At 68.2% G+C, this 18,800-nt stretch carries 15 protein-coding genes; 5 read left to right on the forward strand and 10 right to left on the reverse strand.

The genetic code is table 11. From position 1 onward, the window contains the following. Nucleotides 1-162: 162 nt before the first annotated feature. From kduD to AC07WC_RS08495, 9 genes are all read right to left on the reverse strand, one after another. On the reverse strand, nt 163-918 hold the full coding sequence (kduD, locus tag AC07WC_RS08455; RefSeq protein WP_070426315.1) for a 2-dehydro-3-deoxy-D-gluconate 5-dehydrogenase KduD: 756 nt from the start codon (nt 916-918) through the stop codon (nt 163-165). Between the two features lie 66 nt (nt 919-984). After that, complete coding sequence (gene kduI, locus AC07WC_RS08460; RefSeq protein WP_495209606.1) at nt 985-1,833, reverse strand: 5-dehydro-4-deoxy-D-glucuronate isomerase; 849 nt, start codon at nt 1,831-1,833, stop codon at nt 985-987. A gap of 222 nt (nt 1,834-2,055) precedes the next feature. Beyond that, nucleotides 2,056-3,114, reverse strand: coding sequence for a LacI family DNA-binding transcriptional regulator (locus AC07WC_RS08465; RefSeq protein ID WP_495209607.1), 1,059 nt, complete (start codon nt 3,112-3,114; stop codon nt 2,056-2,058). Nucleotides 3,115-3,157: 43 nt separating this feature from the next. Then, complete coding sequence (locus tag AC07WC_RS08470) at nt 3,158-4,738, reverse strand: family 43 glycosylhydrolase (RefSeq protein ID WP_495209608.1); 1,581 nt, start codon at nt 4,736-4,738, stop codon at nt 3,158-3,160. Nucleotides 4,739-4,776: 38 nt separating this feature from the next. After that, nucleotides 4,777-5,934 (reverse strand): pectate lyase, encoded by a 1,158-nt coding sequence (gene pelA, locus AC07WC_RS08475; protein ID WP_495209609.1) that lies wholly within the window; start codon nt 5,932-5,934, stop codon nt 4,777-4,779. Continuing rightward, nucleotides 5,907-7,190, reverse strand: coding sequence for a TRAP transporter large permease (locus AC07WC_RS08480; protein WP_495209610.1), 1,284 nt, complete (start codon nt 7,188-7,190; stop codon nt 5,907-5,909). The genes pelA and AC07WC_RS08480 overlap by 28 nt, the downstream gene beginning before the upstream one ends. A 3-nt stretch (nt 7,191-7,193) precedes the next feature. Next, nucleotides 7,194-7,724 carry a TRAP transporter small permease gene (locus AC07WC_RS08485; RefSeq protein WP_495209611.1) on the reverse strand — a complete coding sequence of 177 codons (531 nt, stop codon included), beginning with the start codon at nt 7,722-7,724 and terminating at the stop codon, nt 7,194-7,196. 11 nt (nt 7,725-7,735) lie between these two features. Continuing rightward, the gene (locus AC07WC_RS08490) at nt 7,736-8,740 is read right to left on the reverse strand and encodes a TRAP transporter substrate-binding protein (protein WP_495209612.1); all 1,005 of its coding nucleotides are present in this window, start codon (nt 8,738-8,740) and stop codon (nt 7,736-7,738) included. Between the two features lie 37 nt (nt 8,741-8,777). Further along, nucleotides 8,778-9,599, reverse strand: coding sequence for a 2-keto-4-pentenoate hydratase (locus tag AC07WC_RS08495; protein ID WP_495209613.1), 822 nt, complete (start codon nt 9,597-9,599; stop codon nt 8,778-8,780). A 152-nt stretch (nt 9,600-9,751) separates the two neighbouring features. Here AC07WC_RS08495 and AC07WC_RS08500 point away from each other — a divergent pair, with 152 nt between their 5' ends. From AC07WC_RS08500 to AC07WC_RS08520, 5 genes are all read left to right on the forward strand, one after another. Then, a complete protein-coding gene (locus tag AC07WC_RS08500) occupies nt 9,752-10,744 on the forward strand; it encodes an alpha/beta hydrolase (RefSeq protein WP_495209614.1) in 993 nt (330 codons plus the stop codon). Then, entirely contained in the window at nt 10,737-12,359 is a 1,623-nt protein-coding gene (locus AC07WC_RS08505; RefSeq protein ID WP_495209615.1) for a carboxylesterase/lipase family protein, read from the forward strand. Before AC07WC_RS08500 ends, AC07WC_RS08505 begins: the two co-directional genes overlap by 8 nt. Further along, a complete protein-coding gene (locus AC07WC_RS08510; RefSeq protein WP_495209616.1) occupies nt 12,359-13,222 on the forward strand; it encodes a rhamnogalacturonan acetylesterase in 864 nt (287 codons plus the stop codon). The genes AC07WC_RS08505 and AC07WC_RS08510 overlap by 1 nt, the downstream gene beginning before the upstream one ends. A gap of 116 nt (nt 13,223-13,338) precedes the next feature. Beyond that, complete coding sequence (locus tag AC07WC_RS08515) at nt 13,339-13,929, forward strand: cysteine dioxygenase family protein (RefSeq protein WP_495209617.1); 591 nt, start codon at nt 13,339-13,341, stop codon at nt 13,927-13,929. Between the two features lie 160 nt (nt 13,930-14,089). Further along, on the forward strand, nt 14,090-14,851 hold the full coding sequence (locus AC07WC_RS08520; protein ID WP_495209618.1) for a PhzF family phenazine biosynthesis protein: 762 nt from the start codon (nt 14,090-14,092) through the stop codon (nt 14,849-14,851). Between the two features lie 27 nt (nt 14,852-14,878). Here AC07WC_RS08520 and AC07WC_RS08525 read toward each other — a convergent pair whose 3' ends face one another. Beyond that, nucleotides 14,879-18,697, reverse strand: a complete 3,819-nt coding sequence (locus tag AC07WC_RS08525) for a LamG-like jellyroll fold domain-containing protein (protein WP_495209619.1) — start codon at nt 18,695-18,697, stop codon at nt 14,879-14,881. Between the last annotated feature and the right edge of the window lie 103 nt (nt 18,698-18,800).

Genomic DNA, 18,800 nt, shown 5'->3' on the forward strand with positions numbered 1-18,800 from the left:
TGGGTGGAGAGCTGCCGGCCAGCGGCCGGCACTACCGGCGTGCATCTGAGGAACGCCCCCTGTATCAGAGGGCGACCGCGAGGCGGTGGGGGTCTGGTGGCAATTGCTCGGTCCCACGAACCGCAGCGCAGATCGTGGGAGCGCCAGCGCAGGGCAATGGTGTTATCGGGCGAGCCAACCACCGTCGACAGGCAGGACCGCGCCGTTGACGTAGTCCGAGGCGCTGGAGGCCAGGAACACGGCGGTACCGCCGAGGTCTTCCGGCGTGCCCCAGCGCGCGGCCGGGATGCGGTCGAGGATGGACTTGTTGCGGTCCTCATCGGCGCGCAGCGCGGCGGTGTTGTCGGTGGCCATGTAGCCCGGGGCGATCGCGTTGACGTTGATGCCCTTGCTGGCCCACTCGTTGGCGAGCAGGCGGGTGATGCCGGCGATGCCGCTCTTGCTGGCGGTGTAGGACGGCACGCGGATACCGCCCTGGAAGGACAGCATCGAGGCGATGTTGATGATCTTGCCGCGGCCCTGCGCGATGAAATGCTTGCCGGCGGCCTGCGAGATGAAGAACGCGGACTTGATGTTGACGTTCATCACGTCGTCCCAGTCCTGCTCACTGAACTCCACCGCGTCGGCGCGACGGATCAGGCCGGCGTTGTTGACCAGGATGTCCAGGCCGCCCAGGCCTTCGATGGTTTCGCGGATGACCCGCTCGACCGGCTCGATGCTGATCAGGTTCGCTTCGATCGCCAGGCAGCGGCGGCCCAGCGCGGTGATCTTCTCGATGGTCTCGGTGGGCGGCGCGATGCCCGCCACGGCGACGTCGGCACCGGCCTGCGCCAATGCGACCGCGATGCCCTGGCCCAGGCCGGTGTTGCCACCGGTGACGAGGGCGACCTTGCCTTCCAGACTGAACGGATTAGCCATTGCGTATGTGGTCCTTGTCCAATGCATAACAGACGCCGCCGGCGCGATGCCGGCGGCGCGTCGGGGTCACTTGAGCTGACAGATGTCCAGCACGTGCATGTCGGTGTAATCGAGGTTTTCGCCGCCCATCGCCCAGATGAAGGCGTAGTTGCTGGTACCGGCCCCCATGTGGATGGACCACGGCGGCGACACCACGGCTTCGTTGTTCTGGATGACGATGTGGCGCTGCGCGTCCGGCTCGCCCATGAAGTGGTACACGCGGTCGTTCTGGCCCAGATCGAAGTAGAAATAGACTTCGCTGCGGCGGTCGTGCAGGTGCGGCGGCATGGTGTTCCAGACGCTGCCCGGCTTGAGCACGGTCAGGCCCAGCAGCAGCTGCGAAGACTGGCAGGTGGCCGGCACGATGTACTGGTAGATGGTGCGCTCGTTGCTGGTTTCCAGCGCGCCACGGTCCAGCGCCACGGCGTCCTTGATCGACAGCGCCTTGGTCTCGAAGCGCGCATGCGCCGGGGTCGAGGCCAGGTAGAACTGCGCCGGGGTGGCCGCGTCATCGGAGGCGAACACGACGTCTTCGCTGCCCATGGCCACGTACAGGCCATCCTTCGGGCCCAGCGTGAACACGGTGCCATCCACGGTGACGGTGCCGCTGCCGGCGCCGACGTTGATCACGCCCAGCTCGCGGCGCTCCAGGAAGGCATGGCCGGCGGCCGAGGCCGGTTCGGTCTGCCGGGGCAGCGACACCGGGCCGTTGACCGGGGCCGCACCGCCGAGCACGAAGCGCTCGTAGTGGGTGTACTTCAGGGTCACCGCATCGGCGTTGAACAGACCATCAAGCAGATACAGATCGCGCAGGTCGTCATTGCTGGCGCCCTTGATGGCGTCGGGATGGGTGGCGTAGTGGGTCTTGCAGTACATGGCGTCTCCAGAGCAGGGGTGGGGCGATGCGTCGGCCCCGGCGCGATTTCAAGTGATTGTAGCCATTTGGTAAACCGGTGTCATTTTGCAGCGCACGATAGGCCGGGTCGGACCCGGGCGAGAGTGTCAATGTCAGAAAGACCGGGCGGTCGACAACCGATTGCACGGGCGCAGGGCGACCCGCGTTGATCATGAACGCGCGTCGTTGCCAACGCGGTGCGGTCAATCCTCGGGCGGCTGGCAGGAGTCGCGCACGATCAGGTGCGGGCGCACGCTGGCGTGCTGCATCACGGCCTGGCCTTCGGGCTGGATCAGCATCGCGGCGGCGGTCCGGCCGGTGTCGCGGGTGTGACGGCGCACCGAGGTCAGCGACGGCCACAGGCGCGAGGCCAGCGGGCTGTCGTCGTAGCCGATGATCGAGAGCTGGCGGGGAATGTTGATGCCCGCCCGCAGGGCGACCTTGTAGATACCGGCGGCCATTTCATCGTTGCCGGTGAAGATCGCGGTCGGGCGCTGCTTGCCCAGCAGCAGCTTCTCGGCTGCGGCGACACCGGATTCAAAGGTGTAACCGGCTTCGACGATGCGTGCCGGGGGCAGCTCGATGCCGCGCTTGGCCAGCGCATCGATGAAGCCGGCGGTGCGTTCGTGCGCCGAGCGGTACGCGCTCGGGCCGGTCACCAGGGCGATGTCGCGATGGCCGAGCGAGAGCAGGTAATCGGCTGCCTCGGCGGCACCGTCGCGGTCGTGGGTAACCACCATCTGCGAGGTGTCATCCAGCGGCAGCGAGGCGATCCGGGTGAAACGGCAGCCGATTTCATCGAGCATGTCCACCAGCGCCTGGTCTTCCGAGGCACGCGGCACCAGGATCACGCCATGCAGCTTCTGCTGCTGCACGAAGCGGCGCACGCCTTCGATGTAGCCGGGGCTGCGCGAATCGCAGGGGTGCACGACCAGTTCGAAACTGGAGCCCCGCAGCGCGTCCAGCGCGCCGTACTGCATGTCCACGATGTACTGCGCGGTCGGGTTGTCGTACACCATGCCGATCAGGAAGGAGCGCCGGAATGCCAGCCCACGGGCCAGCGGGTCCGGCGAATAACCAACCTCACGCATCAGCGCTTCGACTTTCTCGCGCGTGTCCTTACGCACCAGCGGCGAGTTGTTGATGATGCGCGAAACGGTCTTCTTCGATACCCCGGACAGACGCGCGATGTCGTTGATCGTGGCGGCCTTGCCTTTGGTCAATCCGTGCGGCGACGGATCGGTTTTGCTGCGCAATGACATGTCGTTCAAACCGGGGATGAGTCAAGGGATTCTAGCGGGGAGCTCAATCGAGGGCGCGGTAGCGGAAATTCCGGAACTCGACCTTGCCGTCACCGGCAGCATAGATCGCCGGCTTCAGGGCCAGGAACTTGCCCGCCACATTGTGATGGTAGCCGGAGACTTCCATCTGAACCGGGTACTTCTGCCAGGTTTTACCGTCGGTGCTGGAGTGGAGGGTGACGATATGGCGGTTGTTGGTCACCCGCAGCCACAGCCTGCCGCCGGTGGCGCTGGGGGCCAGCCGGGTGGGGCGCTCCTCGCCGTAGCGGTGCGTGATGAACTTCTCGCCGTTGCTGCCCACGCCCACGTAGAGGCGGTCGCTGTAGAAGAGCAGGGCACCGCCCACCGCGCCCGGGGCGATCACCATCTCGACCTCGAACTGGTACGCCTTGTCGCCGGCGATGGCGGTCAGCGGCGAACTGTCGCGCGGGGTGCTGCCCTTGCCCTGCAGCACCAGGCCCTGGCCGGTGAAGGCCAGGCGCTTGTATTCGTCCTGGGCCGGGTTGAAGAACGACCATTGCGGGCCGAGGGCCTTGCCGCGGAAGTCATCGCTCAAGGCCATGCCGTGCGCGCCGACCGAGGTGCCCGAGGGCATCGCCAACGGCTGGCCGAGGTCGCCGCCCTTGGCTACGAACCAGCCGTCGGCGGTCCATTCGATCGGCTCCAGCAGCGCCTGCCGGCCCAGCGTCCAGTACCCGTTCTCGTAGCCGTGGTACATCATCCACCAGCGCCCGTCGGTGCCTTCGATCACCGTGGCATGGCCGCGCGACCACCACGGCTCGGCGGCCGACCGGGTGCGCATGATCGGGTTGTTCGGTGCGTTCACCCACGGACCGTGGATCGAGCGCGAGCGCGCGGTGATCACCATGTGCCCGGTCGGCGGGCCGGCGGTGCCGCCCACGGCGGTGGTCATGTAGTACCAGCCGTCGCGGAAATTGATCTTGGGGCCTTCCTGGGCATAGGCCTCCACGTCCCAGCTTTCCGGGTACTTCCAGCCGTCGTAGACGTGCTTGGGGGTACCGACCACGCTCAGGCCGTCATCGGCCAGCTGCACGTAGTCGCCGCCGCTGAGGAACAGGTAGCGCTTGCCATCTTCGCCCACCGCATGGCCGGGATCGATGTAGCTGCCCAGGCCGATGTCGATCGGCTCGCTCCACGGGCCCTGGATGCTGTCGGCCCAGACCACGAAGTTGCTGCGGGTCTCGCCGGTCCGCGCGGGGAAGTAGATGTAGTAGCGGCCGCCATGCTTGACGATGTCCGGTGCCCAGATCGCGCCCACGTTCCTGGTGATGGCATGGCCCAGCGGCTGCCAGTTGACCAGATCGCGCGAGTGCCAGATCGGCAGGCCGGGGTAGGCATCGAACGAGGACAGGGTGAGGTAATAGTCGTCACCATCCTTGAGCACCGAGGGGTCAGGGCGGTCGCCAGCGAACACCGGGTTGAGGAAGGTGCCATTGCCCAGGTCGGCCTGGCGCTGGTTCTCGATCCCGCGCTTCCAGGCGGTGGACGGCTCGGCGGCGTGGCCGGCGCCGGCCAGCAGCAGGCAGGCGGTGGCGACGCTCGCCAGGGTCTTCCTCAGGTGCATCGTCTCTCTCCCTTGAACGTATCGTGGGCCGGCGGCGCTCAGCGCGCCCTGGTCCCGGCAACACGCTGTTGCCAGCGTGGGTACTCGGTGGTGATCAGGGCCTGCGGCCAGGTGCCGTACCAGTGATAGCCGGTGCGGCGCTCGCGCGGGACCTGATCGAAGGTGGCCACGCGTTCGCCCGCCCGGTTGGCCAGCAGCACGCCACTGTCGCGCAGGTCATGGAAGCGCCCCCACAGCAGCGGGGCGCCCGCCTCGGCGACCAGGCGGCGATCCACCGTGGTGCGATGGAACTGGAACTGTTCCGGCGTGGTCTCGAAGGTCTCCAACCGCCATCCGGTCAACGCGTGCGCCTGGAACCACGCCACGGCGGCATCGACCGAGGCGACCACGTCCGGCGAAGGATCCGGGATCGACATCAGGTAGCGGACCACGCCGACACTTTCGTCGGTGACCAGCGCCGGCAGTTCGAACGCCCGGCCCTGCGCAGGCTGCAGCGTGGTGGCGTCGTACTGACCGGCCCAGATCGTGGGCACACCGCTTTGGCGCACCTGCAGGCGCAGCAGACATGCATCGCCAGCGGCCACGGCAGCGTCCACGCGCGCGCGCTGATCGGGAGTGATGAAACCGAACACCGGCTCGCGCTGCACCCGCCGCAGCGTGGTCAATACGCCGCTGGTGACGTCATCGGCGAAGGTGATGTGGCCGTGATACGAGGTACGCGATGGCACCGAATGCGGCCAGCCACCACACGTTGGAATCTGCTCGGCGAGGATGAAGTCCAGGCCGCGCACGGCCGCGTCGCGATAGCGGCTATCCCCGCTGCGCGCGAAGGCCTCGGCCAGGTAGCCGACCTGGGTGTAGATGTTGCGGTTGTCGAAGCTGCCGCCGGGCGTGGCCTGGTCGGCCGATACCTGGGCCCTGGCGGCCTCGTCGAGGATCCGCTGCGGATCCTGGTTGACCACCCAGCCACCCCCACTACGCTGCAGCGCGACCAGGTTGTCGGCGATCTGCCGGTACTGGTCGGGCCGGTAGCGCGGGTAGTCCGTGCCGTGCCCGCTCTGCCAATGGTTGATGCCGTCCTGGAAGCCGCGCAGCGGGATGTCCTGGCCCTGCGCCATCGCGGCGCAGGGCAGGGCGATCCACAGCAGGGCTGCCAGCCTCCGCACGCTTACGCGCGCAGCAGGGCGGGCAGCCACAGCGACATTTCCGGGAAGAAGGTGACGATCAGCAGCACGCCCAGCGCGGCGAACCAGAACGGCCAGATCGAGCGCATGCTCTCACCGACGCTGATCTTGCCGATCGCGGTACCGATGAACAGCACCGAGCCCACCGGCGGCGTCACCAGGCCCAGGCCACCGGTCAGCACCAGCACCAGGCCGAAGTGGATCGGATCGATGCCGTAGGCCTTGGCCACCGGCAGGAAGATCGGCGTACAGATCAGGATCATCGGCGCCAGGTCCATGAAGGTGCCCAGCAGCAACAGCATGATCACGATCATCAACAGCACCATGAACTGGCTGTGCGCGAACGACTGCAGGAAGTTGACCGCGGCCGCGGGCACTTCGAGATAGGCCAGCAGCCAGCCGAACACCGCCGCGGTGGCGATCACGAACAGGATCACACCGGTGCTGCGCGCGGCATGGGTGACCGTGCCGAGGAACTCGCGCCAGTCCAGCTGGCGATACAGCACGGTGGTCACCAGCAACGCGTAGACCACGGCGATCGCCGCGCTCTCCACCGCCGTGAAGATACCCGCACGGATGCCGATGAAGATCAGTGCGACCAGGCCCAGGCCGGGCAGCGCCGAGACCAGCCGCAGCAGCACCGCGCGCCAGCCCGGGAAGATCTCCACGCCGTAACCACGGCGACGCGCCACCACGTAGCCGGTCACCATCAGGGCGACGGTCATCAGCAGCGCCGGCACGATGCCGGCCGCGAACAGGTCGGCGATCGACAAACCACCACCGGCAGCGGCCGAGAACAGGATCAGGTTGTGCGACGGCGGCACCAGCAGCGCGACCAGCGCCGCAGTGATGCTGACGTTGACCGCGAAGTCACGGTCATAGCCGCGCTTGACCATCTGCGGGATCATCGTGCCGCCGACCGCCGAGACATCGGCGATGGCCGAACCGGACACACCGCCGAAGAACAGCGAGGACAGGATCGAGACCTGGCCCAGGCCACCACGCATGCGCCCGACCAGCGAGGACGCCAGCGAGATCAGGCGCTCGGAGATGCCGCCGCGCATCATGATTTCGCCGGCGAAGATGAACAATGGAATGGCGATCAGCGAGGCCGAGCCGGTGCCGGCCGAGATCTGCTGGACCAGCACCAGCGTCGGCAGATCCAGATACCACAGCGTGGCCAGGGCAGCAGCGGCGAGCGCGAACGCGACCGGCACGCCGAGCAGCAACAGCACCGCGAACACGGTGAAAAGAATGGTGATACCCATGACTCAGCGATCTCCCTCGGCAACGGCATCGGCCGGCCGTACAGCCAGCGCCATCTGGTTCACGGCGAAGATCGCCATCAAGGCGCCACCGATCGACAGGGGCAGGTAGTTGATGCTCTGCGGCAGGCTGGCGCCGGCGGCCTTGATGTCCAGGCCGTCCAGCAGCAGCACCGCGGCCCACCAGGCAATGACCACGCCCAGCACGGCCACCACAAGCGCGGCGAATACATCGACCGCGCGGCGCAGGCCCGGGCCCATGTGCGCGGCCAGCAGGAAGAAGCCGAAATGGCGCCGGGTATGCACGCCGGTGGCCGCCCCCAGGCTCATCGCCGTGGCCAGCAGCAGCAGCGTGACCGGCTCGGTCCAGCTGGGCGAATCATTGATCACGTAGCGGGCGAAGACCTGCCAGCCCTGTACCACCACCAGGCCCAGCAGGGCGATGACGGCAATATGGATCGCCACATCGGCGATGACGTTGAGCACGCGCTGCGGCACGGTCGGGGTGATGATGGTGTCGGAACTCGAGTCGGACATCGCGGCGGGCCTCAGGCGAAGTCGCGGATGCGACGGGTGAGGGCAGCCAGGTCCGGCTGCTGCAGGTAGCGCTGCAGCAGCGGGTCGGCGGCCCTGCGGAAGGCCGGCATGTCGACCTCGTTGAATTGGATCCCGAAATCGGCCACGGCCTGGCGGGCCGTGTTTTCCGAGGCATCCCACTGCGCGCGCATCACCTGCACCGATTCGCGCGCGGTCTCGATCACCAGGGTGCGATCGGCCGGGCTCAGCGCATCGAAACTCTGGCGCGACATCAGCAGCACGTCCGGCGCGTAGGAGTGATCGCTCTGCGACCAGTAGTGCGCGGCCTCGAAATGGCGGCTGGAGTGGAAGCTGCGCATGTTGTTTTCCGCCCCGTCGATCATGTGCGTTTCCATGCCCGAGAAGGTGTCGCCCAGCGACATCGGGGTGGGGTTGGCACCGAGCAGGCGCATCAGCTGGATGAAGATGTCCGAGGACGCCACGCGCAGCTTGAGGCCATGCAGGTCCTTGGGTTCCACGATCGGGTGCTTGGTGTTGTAGAAGCAGCGCGCGCCGGAATCGTAGATGGCCAGGCCGACCAGATCGCGGGTTTCAAAGCCCCGCAGGACCGTATCGGCGACGCCGCCATCCAGTGCACGGCGCATGTGCGCCACCGACTCGAACACGTACGGCAGGCACAGGCCCTGGGTCAGCGGGAACGCGTTGTTGAGCGCGCCGGAGTAGACGCGGGTGATGTCGATGGCACCGAAGCGGGCCATGTCGATCGCCTCGGACTCACGGCCGAGCTGGCCGGAGTGGTACTGGCGCAGCCGCAGCCGGCCGCCGGTTTTTTCTTCCAGCGTCTGCCCGATCCATTTCACCGCGGTGACGGTGGGGTAGTCGGCAACGTGGACATCGGTGGCGGTCAGCAACTGCGCACCGGCCGGTGCGGCGTTGGACGACCGCGAACAAGCCGTCAGCGCCGGCGCGGCAAGCGCGCCGACACTGGTGGCCAGGAAACTTCTGCGAGTGAACATCTGCGCCCTCCCAAGCGTGCTCGCCATGTCCGCGCGGTTATCCGGCGGCGATGGCCTTGCAGGTAATGTCGCCGTAGCCGACGAAACGGATCAATGCTTGCTGGCCCACGGCGATGTCGTGAATGCCGGTGGCGTTGCCACTGGCGATCAGATCGCCCGCCTTCAACGGCCGCCCACGCTGCGCCGAACGACCCAGCGCGAACGCGTAGGCGGTGCGCAGGCCACCGGGCAGCAGGGTCGCGCCACCGGTGCCGACCACTTCGCCCTCGATGCGGGTTTCCGCACGCAGGTCGGCATCATCCAGGCGGGTCCAGTCCGCGATCTCGGTGCCGAGCACCAGGCCGTTGTTGTTGCCGAAGTCCGACACCACCACGCGCGGGCCGAGCTTGTTGATCGTGGCCAGCGGGCTGCTGGCGACTTCCACGCCGATGAAGAGCCTGGCGGGCAGCGCCTCGGCTTCTTCGGGGGTCCAGTGCAGCTTGTCCGCCGGGGCGTCCTCCTGCAGCTGGATCACGTACTCCGCCTCGACCGCGCCGAAGCCGCCGACGAACACCGGAATCTCCACTGTTCCACCGGTAGCATTCCAGAGCTGGCGCGAAAAGATCGGGCCCAGCAGACGGTCATCCCCCGAGCCATCGCGGCGCTCGGCGGCGATGTAGCCGACCTTCCAGCCCACCACCTGGTCGTCCCACAGCGCGATGGCCTGGTCCTGTACCTGGTAGGCGGTGACGAGGTCGTCCGGGATGGTTCCCGGGAAATCCGGCAGGGATTGGCCGTGTTGGCGGGCGCTGACGAAGTGCCGGGCGATCTCGCCCAACCCCTGGTCGGGCAGGTCCTGTTTGCCGTGGTCGTTGCTCAAGCGGGTCTCCCGGAAAAATTGTTGCACTGCCAATCGACAGCGGTTGGATGTGCTGTATATGGTAAACCGGTGTCATTGGCAATGTGCAGCGCATCAGAACGGCTGCGGGTCAGGCACGATGCCTGTTCCCTCTGCCCGAAGGACGTACCCGGATGCGCCGCCCCCTCGTATTGCCGCTGTTGACCCTCCTGCTGCTGGCCAGCGGTCTGGCCCACGCCGCCGGGCGTGCCGTACCGGACACCGAACCGGCCGTCGGCGCCCCGGACCGGATCGCGCTGTGGCCGGAGGGCCAGGTGCCGGGTGAATCCGGACCTGCCACCGTGCCCGATGTGATCGAACGCAGCCACGATCCGGCGCTGCCGGACCGCTACATCGACAACGTCAGCGCACCCTACCTGGTCGTTTACCGGCCGGCACGCCCGAACGGCAGCGCCCTGCTGGTGGTGCCCGGTGGCGGCTACCAGCGCATCGTGCTGGACAAGGAAGGCACCGCCCTGGTGCCGGCTTTCGTCGACCAAGGGGGCGTGACCCTGTTCGTGCTGCGTTACCGGCGGCCTGCAGGCCGCAGCGATCGCCAGGCCGCACTGGCCGATGCGCAGCGTGCAATGCGGGTGATCCGCGCCGATGCCACCCGCTGGCAGATCGATCCGCAGCGCATCGGGGTCATGGGCTTCTCGGCCGGCGGGCACATCGCGGCGCGGCTGAGCAACGGCTTCGATGCGCCGGTCTATCCCCACCGCGATGCCATCGATGCGCTCAGCGCGCGCCCGGATGTGGCGCTGCTGATCTACCCGGTGATCGACATGGGCACGCATGCGCATACCGGCTCGCGTGCGCGCCTGCTCGGCCCGCATCCGGAAGCCGCGCTGCAGGCACGGTTCTCGATGCAGGACCAGGTCCGCGCGGAGACGCCGCCGACCTTCCTGGTGCATGCGCAGGACGACAACGTGGTCTCCGTGCACAACAGCCTGCTCTATTACCAGGCGCTGCTGCGCGCAGGCGTCTCCACCGAAATGCATCTGTTCCCGTTCGGCGGCCACGGCTTTGGCGTGCGCATCCCGGCCGGTCGGACGGTTGCGCAGTGGCCCGGACTGGCCCTGCGCTGGATTCCCTCGCGCCACACGGAGCCTGCGCGCCATGACTGATTCTCCCGCCGATCTGCAGCGGCGTCGTTTCCTGGGCGACAGCGCCCGCTACGCACTGATGCTCGGTGCCACCAGCCTGCCGCTGCTGCCTGCCTTCGCCGGGGTGCCCGGGCCGCGCCACGATGCCGCGCCGCTGGCGCGCGTGCGCAGTGGCCGCGTGCGTGGCCAGCTCGAGCAGGGCATCAATGTTTTCCGCGGCATGCCCTACGGCGCCGATACCGCCCCCCGGCGATTCCAGCCGGCATTGCAGGAGACGTCATGGCGAGGGGTCCGTGACGCCCTCGCGTACGGCAACGCCGCGCCGCAGGGGGGCAAGGAAGGGCCGGGCAGCGAAGACTGTCTGTACCTCAACGTGTGGACCCCGGCACTGCGCGACGGCGGCAATCGACCGATCGTGTTCTACATCCACGGCGGTGCCTACAACAACGGCTCCGGCAGCGACCCGCTGTACGACGGCAGCGCGTTGTGCCGGCGTGGCGACGTGGTCGTGGTGACCGCGAACCACCGGCTCAATGTGTTCGGCTACCTGTACCTGGCGCAGCTGGGCGATGCGCGCTTCGCCGATTCGGGCAATGTCGGCCAGCTCGATCTGGTCCAGGCATTGCAGTGGGTACGCCAGCATGCGCACGAGTTCGGTGGCGATGCGGACAACATCACCGTGGTGGGGCAATCCGGCGGCGGTGCGAAGATCGCCACGTTGATGGCCATGCCCGCCGCTCGCGGCCTGTTCCAGCGCGCCTGGACCATGAGCGGGCAGCAGGTCACCGCGGCCGGCCCGCGCGCGGCTACCCAGCGCGCACGGATCGCGATGCAGGCGGTGGGGGCGGCCGATGCCGAGGCGCTGCGCACGATGCCGATGGACGCACTGCTGGCCGCCACCCGGGCACGCGATCCCTCGCGCGTGGAGAACAGCAGCCTGTACGTGGGCCCCGTGCTGGACGGTCGTTCGCTGCCGGTGCATCCGTTCTGGCCGGAAGCACCGGCGCAGTCCGCCGGGATCCCGCTGGTGATCGGCAACACCCACGATGAAACCCGCGCCTTCCTCGGCAACGACCCGGCCAACTTCGCCCTGACCTGGGAGACGCTGCCGGCCAAGCTGGAGAAGGAGCAGTACGTGGATCTGCTGCCCTCGGTGGTGATCGCCGAGTACCGCCGCCTGTATCCGCACTACACCCCTTCGGAGGTGTTCTTCGCGGCCACCACCGCCGGTCGTTCGTGGCGCGGTGCGGTGGAGGAGCTGGAGGCGCGTGCGCGCCAGGGCGCGCCGACCTGGGCGTATCAACTCGATTGGGGCTCCCCGCTGGACGGCGGCCGGTTCGGCGCGTTCCACACGCTGGATATCCCGCTGGTGTTCGACAACACCGACCGCCCCGGCTCGCGCACCGGCGACGGCGAGGAGGCCAGCCGCGTGGCCGCCACGATGAGCGAGGCGTTGATCGCGTTCGCCCGCCACGGCGATCCGAATCATGGCGGACTGCCACGCTGGCAGCCCTATTCGCTCGCGCGCCGCGAAACGATGCTGTTCGATGCCACCCCACAGCAGGCCGACGACCCGCGCGGTGGCGAGCGTCGGCTGTATCAGCAGGCCCCCTTCATCCAACGCGGTACCTTCTGATGCGCTGCGTGTCCTGGCTGTTGGGCAGCGCGCTGTTCGGCCTGATCAGCGCGGCGCAGGCCGCGGTGGATCCGGCGTTGCTGGATCGCCCGGCACCGACCCCGATCCGGCCCAGCAAGATCGTGCTGGTCGGCGATTCCACCACGGCGGTGCAGGGCGGCTGGGGGCCGGCCTTCTGCGCGCGGCACGTCACCTCGGTGCTGACCTGCACCAACCTGGCCCGTGGCGGCCGCAGCACCTACAACTACCGCGCCGAGGGCTCGTGGGCGCTGGCCCAGGCGGAGATGCGCACGCCGGGCTATGCACGCACGTGGGTGCTGGTCCAGTTCGGCCACAACGACCAGCCCGGCAAGCCGGGCCGCTCCACCGATCTGCAGCGCGAGTTCCCGGAGAACCTGCGCCGCTACGTGCGCGAGATCCGCGCCGCCGGTGCGCAGCCGGTGCTGCTGACCCCGTTGACCCGACGCCAGTTCGCCGATGGCGTGCTGATCGATGACCTGGCGCCCTGGGCCGAGGCGGTCCGCACCGTGGCGATCGAGATGCAGGTGCCACTGGTGGACCTGCACGCACGCAGCCGCGCGGTCGTGCAGGCGCTGGGGCCGGTGGCGGCCATGCCGCTGGCCCAGGCCGCGGCCACACCCGCACAGGTCAGTGCGGCGCTGGGCGGTACCACCGTGGGCGCGGCGCCGGTAGCGGGCGCCCCGGCCGCGCAGAACAACGCCACCACCGAGCCGATGGGCCAGGCCAAGGTCGCCTTCGATTACACCCATCTGGGCCCGGACGGCGCGGCGCTGTTCGCCACGCTGGTGACCGAGGAACTGGCCCGGCAGGTCCCGTCGCTGCGGCCGTTGCTGATTCCCTGATCGATAGGCAAACCCCACGTTTTCTTTCGAATGGATCGCTACGTCGGGGATTGTGGGTCGATTGGATGTGATTCAGGTCAAACACGCTGTTCACCGGGATCGCCTAGACTCGACCCATGCAAGACCAATGCAACCCGTTCCCGCCGTTCCATGGCCGTGATCGACTGATCGCCGCCGTGGACCATGCCGTCCAGCACGAACACGCGCACCAGATCGCCGCCACGCTGCGCACGGCGCTGCGTGACGCGATCGCCGACAGCCGCATCCAGCTGCCGGCCTGCGTGCACCGGCCGATCGAGGATCACTATGCCCGCCGCGAGCTCTATCGCAGCCCGGTGCACGGTTACAGCATCGTCGCGATGAGCTGGGGCCCCGGGCAGGGCACGCCACTGCACGATCACAGTGGCCTGTGGTGCGTGGAAGGCGTCTGGCTGGGCCAGCTGGAGATCACCCAGTACCAGCTGCTGGAGCGCGACGGTGAGCGGTTCCGGTTCCGCCCCGAGCCTGCGGTACTGGGTGACTGCGGCAGTGCCGGCAGTCTGATCCCGCCGCACGAGTACCACACCATCCGCAACACCAGCGAAGAGGAGCTGGCGATTTCGGTGCATGTGTACGAGGGGGAGATGACCCGCAGCGCCATGTTCGACCCCGAGGGCGATGGCTGGTACCAGCGCCGCCTGCAGGAGATGGAAACCGACGCCGCCTAGGCCGCGACCGGGCGCAGCGCTCGACCGGACGCCGCGGTGGCGCGCATCATGCCTGCTGCACCCGCTTACCGACGTTCCGCCATGCGTACGCTGCCGTTCCAACAGGTCAATGTCTTCAGCCGGGATCCGCTGCGCGGCAATCCGCTGGCCGTGGTGCTCGATGCCGACGGCATCGAGCACCACGCGCATGGCCGCGTTCGCGCAATGGACCAACCTGAGCGAAACCACCTTCCTGCTGCCGCCGACCGATCCGCAGGCGGACTATCGGGTGCGCATCTTCACCACGCTGGAGGAACTGCCGTTCGCCGGGCATCCCACCCTGGGCAGCTGTCATGCGTGGCTGGCGCGCGGCGGCGTGCCGAAGGGCGAAGAGATCGTGCAGGAGTGCGGCATCGGCCTGGTGCGGATCCGCCGCAGCGAGGCGGGCCTGGCGTTCCTGGCGCCGCCGCTGCTGCGGGGCGAGGCATTGGCACCGGCGCTGCGCGAACAGGTGCGCCGCGGGCTCGGCGTGGCGGCGGAGGACGTGGTGGACGCGCGCTGGGCGGACAACGGCACTGGCTGGCTCGCGCTGCGCCTGCGGGATCGCGCGGCGGTGCTGGCGATCCAGCCGGACTACGCGCAGCTGCAGGGCCTCAAGGTCGGCGTGTTCGGGCCATGGCAGGCCAGCGATGGCGACGACGCCCAGTATGAAAGCCGCGCGTTCATCGCCGGCGATGGCGCGCCGGAAGATCCGGCCACCGGCAGCCTCAATGCCGGCATCGCGCGCTGGCTGCTGAGCACCGGCGAGGCGCCGGACCGCTATGTGATCAGCCAAGGCACCGCCATGGGCCGTGCCGGACGGCTGCGGGTGGAGCGCATGGGCGATGCGCTGTGGATCGGCGGAGACTGCGTCACCTGCATCGAGGGCCGGGTCACGCTGTGATCCGACGCTGCCATGCATGGCATGGCACTACCGGTCCAGCACCACCAGGTTGTTGCGCTGGGTCACCTCGGCGGCGCCATCGGCCTGCATGACACGCACGCGCAGCCCACCGCGATCACCCGCGGGCAGCGGCAGGCTGACGGTGGTGGTCTTCGGCACCAGATCGCGCGGCGCGGCCAGGCTCGGAATCTCGACCCGGGCCAGTTCACGGCCCTTGGCATCTTCCAGCACCGCCACGCCCACGCCGGTGCCGACATGACCCAGGCTGTGCACGGTGACCTGCAGCTGCCCACCGTCCACGCGGACATCGCCCCGGCCAATGCCGAGATCGGCCCGCTGCTCGACCGGGGTCCCGGCCTGCACCAGCTCGAACTCGAACACCTGGCTCTGGCCCGGCGCGAAGCGCAGCGTGGTCGAGGCACTGCGTTCCAGCGCCAGATCGCGCGTGGTGGCCTTGCCGTCGATGCGGTCATCGCCGTCACGGTCCACGCCGCTGGTCATCCGCCATTGCCCGGCGGTGACGTTCCAGGTGCTCATCTCCGCATCCACCGCGTGCGTGCCCAGGTTGTAGGCGATCACCTTGAAGCGGTCCGGCGAGGGCGCGTGCACCAGCAGCGCGACCTGCTCGGCCGCGTCCGGCTGGGCGAAGCGCCAGCTTACGGTGTGGCCCGGCCAGCTCTGGTTGCGTTTCAGCGCGATGCCGCCCAGGCGCGCACGCTGCAGGAACTCGCTGGGCGCTTCGACACGGTCGGACCACCAATGACCCTCGGTGTTCATGTATTCGCGCTGCGCCTTGGCCTGGATGCCGTCGGCGTGCAGGGCTTCAAGGTACGTCTTGTCGCCGGTGGCCTGCCACGCCATCAGACTGGAAAAGCCGGTGTTGCCACTGTCGGCGTCGCTGATGAACCGCGGGTTCCATTCGGCGCCGCGCCCCAGCACTTCAACATAGTTCTCGCCCAGGTTGGACAGCGCCCCCGGCCCACCGCGCTCCACGCGGTAGTCCAACGCCTTGAGGTACTTGTCATCGCCGGTCCAGCGCCATGCCGCCCAGAAGGTATGCATGATGTCGCCGCTGCCCGAGCCGTTGTTGAGCTCGCCGCCGCGGGTCTTGCCGGTCGCCCAGTGGATCTCGTTCGGCAGCGCCCAGCGGCCCTTGTCGTCGGTGTAGGCATGGGCGAGGTAGCCGTCGGCCAGGCCGGTGACCAGCTTTCGCCCGGTCGGGTCGGCGTTGTACTGACCGATCAGGAACGCCGGGTGCAGCACCGGGAAGGAGTATGGTTTCTGCCACTGCCAGTTCGGCTCGCGGTACACCTTGTTGCCACCGAACCAGTTGCTGGAGAACAGCAGATGTCCCTGCGGGTTGGGCAGGATGATGCGTTCGTCGAAGGCCCTCACCGTCTCCATCAGGCGCTCGACGGTGAGCGGATCGCCCCAGTTGAGGTAGAGCATCGCGCTGTTGGTATTGATGCCTTCCTCGTAGGAATGCAGCTCGTCGGTCTCGATGGTGCTCAGGCCATGGCTGAACATGCCATTGCGATACACCGCATCGGACAGTGCGGTGAGCGAGGCGTTGAGCTTGTCCGGCTGCACGCCCATCAGGGCCAGGCCGGGCCACTGCTGGGTGAGGTCGGAATCGTCGGAGATGCCGCCACCGAAATCTCCGTACGCAATCTGGCGGTTGTCGATCCACCAGTCGATGAAGCGGCGCACGTACTTGAGGTCTTCGGTCTGCCGGAAGGCCCACAGCGGTACACCCTTGGGCGCGTCGGGCTGGGTGAACGGCGGTTTGCCCTGGCTGTTGTAGCTGATGTAGTTCCAGTACAGGCGGCCGAGCGCGTGGTCCGGGTCGACCCGCAGCAGGTCGCTCAGATCGGCGTAGACACGCGCATACAGGCGTTGGCGCTTGGAGGTGGTGTGTTCCTCGACCAGGAACCCCCAGTTGTCACGGACCTGGTTGAAGCGATCGGCCAGGTGTTCTTTCTTCGCCTCTTCGCGGTCCTTGTAGACCATGCGGATTTCCGCACCGTCCAGCGAGGCGGCGTTGAAGCCCGGCGCCGCCGAGGCGATCGAGATCCACAGGCTGTCAGCGGTCAGGATGCGATCGCGCAGGTCCAGCCACAGCGTGCGCTTCTGGCCCGGCTTGACCGAGACCGACACGTCGATCATGTCGCGCGCCGGCCAGATCGGGTCCTTGATGCGGATGTTGAGCGGGATCAGGCCGTCATGCGTGGCCGGCAGATCGAGCCCGGGTAGATCGATCGCGACGCCGTCCAGGCCGTCGTGCATGTTCTCCCAGCTGTGCGCCCAGCTGCGGATCAGCGGCTGTGCGGCGGGTGCGTCGCTCACACCGGAGGGAATCAGCACGTGCACGATCGGCAGTGCCTGCGCGGGCAGCGTGTCGGCCGGACGCCTGCGCGAGCCGGCGCCCTTGGGCAGCGCCATCACCGTGCTGCGTTCGGCCGCCGGGTAGCGGCCGTCGATGTACTCGCGCAGCGCGGCGATGTTGGTGTAATCCGGCAGCGCCTGGCTGTCGATCAGGTAGCGCTGCTTGACCGTGCCTTCCGGCTCGGCCGCGTCGCTGACCTGGTAGGCCCAGATCTCCTGGATCGGGGTTTCCTGCTCGGCATTGCGGAAGTGCAGCACGCCGCCGGTCTGTGCGGCAATGGTGTTCACGCTGCGCACCACGCCCTGCGGGCGCTGGAACAGGGTCTGCGGTGGCTGGCCATCGGCGCTGTGGCTGAGCCCGCCGAAGGCGGCACCACGCACTTCGATGCGGTTGACGGTCTCACCGGCCGGCAGGGTCAGGTCCAGCTGCTGGCCGCCCTCGACGTAGGTGTTCCAGTCGGGCAGCTGGAAGTAATCATTGCGGCCTGGCAGGCGCGAGCGGTTGTACACGCCCGGCCAGGTGGTTTCGGCGATGCCGTCGGTGGCCTTCCACATCCACTGCTTGTGGTCCTTGGTATCGGCGAACTCGACCTTGCGGATCGTGGTGGTCGCGGCGGTCAGCGCCGGCGGCGGGCTGGCGTCCCAGCCATGGCGGTGGCGCCAGGCGCGCATCGGGTCCGGCGCGGCCACGGCGGTGGTGGGGGCGGCATTGCGCGCCAGGGCGGCCATGCCGGCCGGATCGAGCAGGCGGTCGTAGACGCGGATCTCGTCGACGTCGCTGCCGCGCAGGAAGTTGTAGCGGCTCTGCACCTGGTAGGGCGCCATCACGCGGGCCGCCAGGCCGAGCTGGTCGAGCGCGGCGTCATAGTCGGCGGTGGTCTCCTGGCGGGCGACCTCCTTGCCGTCCACGTACAGGCGCACGCCGTGGTTTTCGTCCCAGCCGAAGGCGATGTGCTGCCACTGCTGCGGCGAGGGGTTCTGGTCGAGCTTGAACGACACGCGCGTGCGCGCCAGGTTGGCATCGGTGACGAAGGCATCGAAGCCGTGGCCGTTCCAGTCGATGCGCAGCCAGGCCATGTCCCAGCTGCTGTGGTCGGCATAGCCGACCCGGAAGATCACGAACGGCGCTTCGCCCACCGCGTAGCGCGAGCGCCAGAAGAAGCCCAGCGTGCCGCGCTGTGCCTGGATGTTGCCCGGCGCGTTCCACGACAGTACGCCGTCGTCGGCCCATTCGATGGCGCTGCCGTACGCCCCGTTCGGCACCCGCTTCACCTTGTCCACGAAATTCGGTACCGGATCACCGGCGGCGGTGTCGGCCTGCAGGCCCTGGTCGGCAGAGACGTGGAACAGCAGCTGCGGCGCGGTCTGCGCCCAGGCGGAGCCACTGCCGGCGAGCAGCAGCGCCAGCAGGCTGGCGGACAGGCGGGAGGGGCGGATCGAGGCGACGACAACGCGATGCATGAGACCTTCCTTTCGACAGCAGAAACAGTACAGCGGAACCAGCAGCGGGGCTCAGCCGCTCACGGTGGCCTCCCGCCGCCGCACCGCGCCCGCCATCCCGGAG

It is taken from the genome of Stenotrophomonas sp. GW821-FHT01H02A (assembly GCF_059422145.1).

Excerpts from the sequence above, each read along its gene's own strand:
- kduD (WP_070426315.1), bottom strand. The coding sequence starts at position 918 with ATGGCTAATCCGTTCAGTCTGGAAGGCAAGGTCGCCCTCGTCACCGGT.
- kduI (WP_495209606.1), bottom strand. The coding sequence starts at position 1,833 with ATGTACTGCAAGACCCACTACGCCACCCATCCCGACGCCATCAAGGGC.
- AC07WC_RS08465 (WP_495209607.1), bottom strand. The coding sequence starts at position 3,114 with ATGTCATTGCGCAGCAAAACCGATCCGTCGCCGCACGGATTGACCAAA.
- AC07WC_RS08470 (WP_495209608.1), bottom strand. The coding sequence starts at position 4,738 with ATGCACCTGAGGAAGACCCTGGCGAGCGTCGCCACCGCCTGCCTGCTG.
- AC07WC_RS08480 (WP_495209610.1), bottom strand. The coding sequence starts at position 7,190 with ATGGGTATCACCATTCTTTTCACCGTGTTCGCGGTGCTGTTGCTGCTC.
- AC07WC_RS08485 (WP_495209611.1), bottom strand. The coding sequence starts at position 7,724 with ATGTCCGACTCGAGTTCCGACACCATCATCACCCCGACCGTGCCGCAG.
- AC07WC_RS08490 (WP_495209612.1), bottom strand. The coding sequence starts at position 8,740 with ATGTTCACTCGCAGAAGTTTCCTGGCCACCAGTGTCGGCGCGCTTGCC.
- AC07WC_RS08500 (WP_495209614.1), top strand. The coding sequence starts at position 9,752 with ATGCGCCGCCCCCTCGTATTGCCGCTGTTGACCCTCCTGCTGCTGGCC.
- AC07WC_RS08505 (WP_495209615.1), top strand. The coding sequence starts at position 10,737 with ATGACTGATTCTCCCGCCGATCTGCAGCGGCGTCGTTTCCTGGGCGAC.
- AC07WC_RS08510 (WP_495209616.1), top strand. The coding sequence starts at position 12,359 with ATGCGCTGCGTGTCCTGGCTGTTGGGCAGCGCGCTGTTCGGCCTGATC.
- AC07WC_RS08515 (WP_495209617.1), top strand. The coding sequence starts at position 13,339 with ATGCAAGACCAATGCAACCCGTTCCCGCCGTTCCATGGCCGTGATCGA.
- AC07WC_RS08520 (WP_495209618.1), top strand. The coding sequence starts at position 14,090 with ATGCCGACGGCATCGAGCACCACGCGCATGGCCGCGTTCGCGCAATGG.
- AC07WC_RS08525 (WP_495209619.1), bottom strand. The coding sequence starts at position 18,697 with ATGCATCGCGTTGTCGTCGCCTCGATCCGCCCCTCCCGCCTGTCCGCC.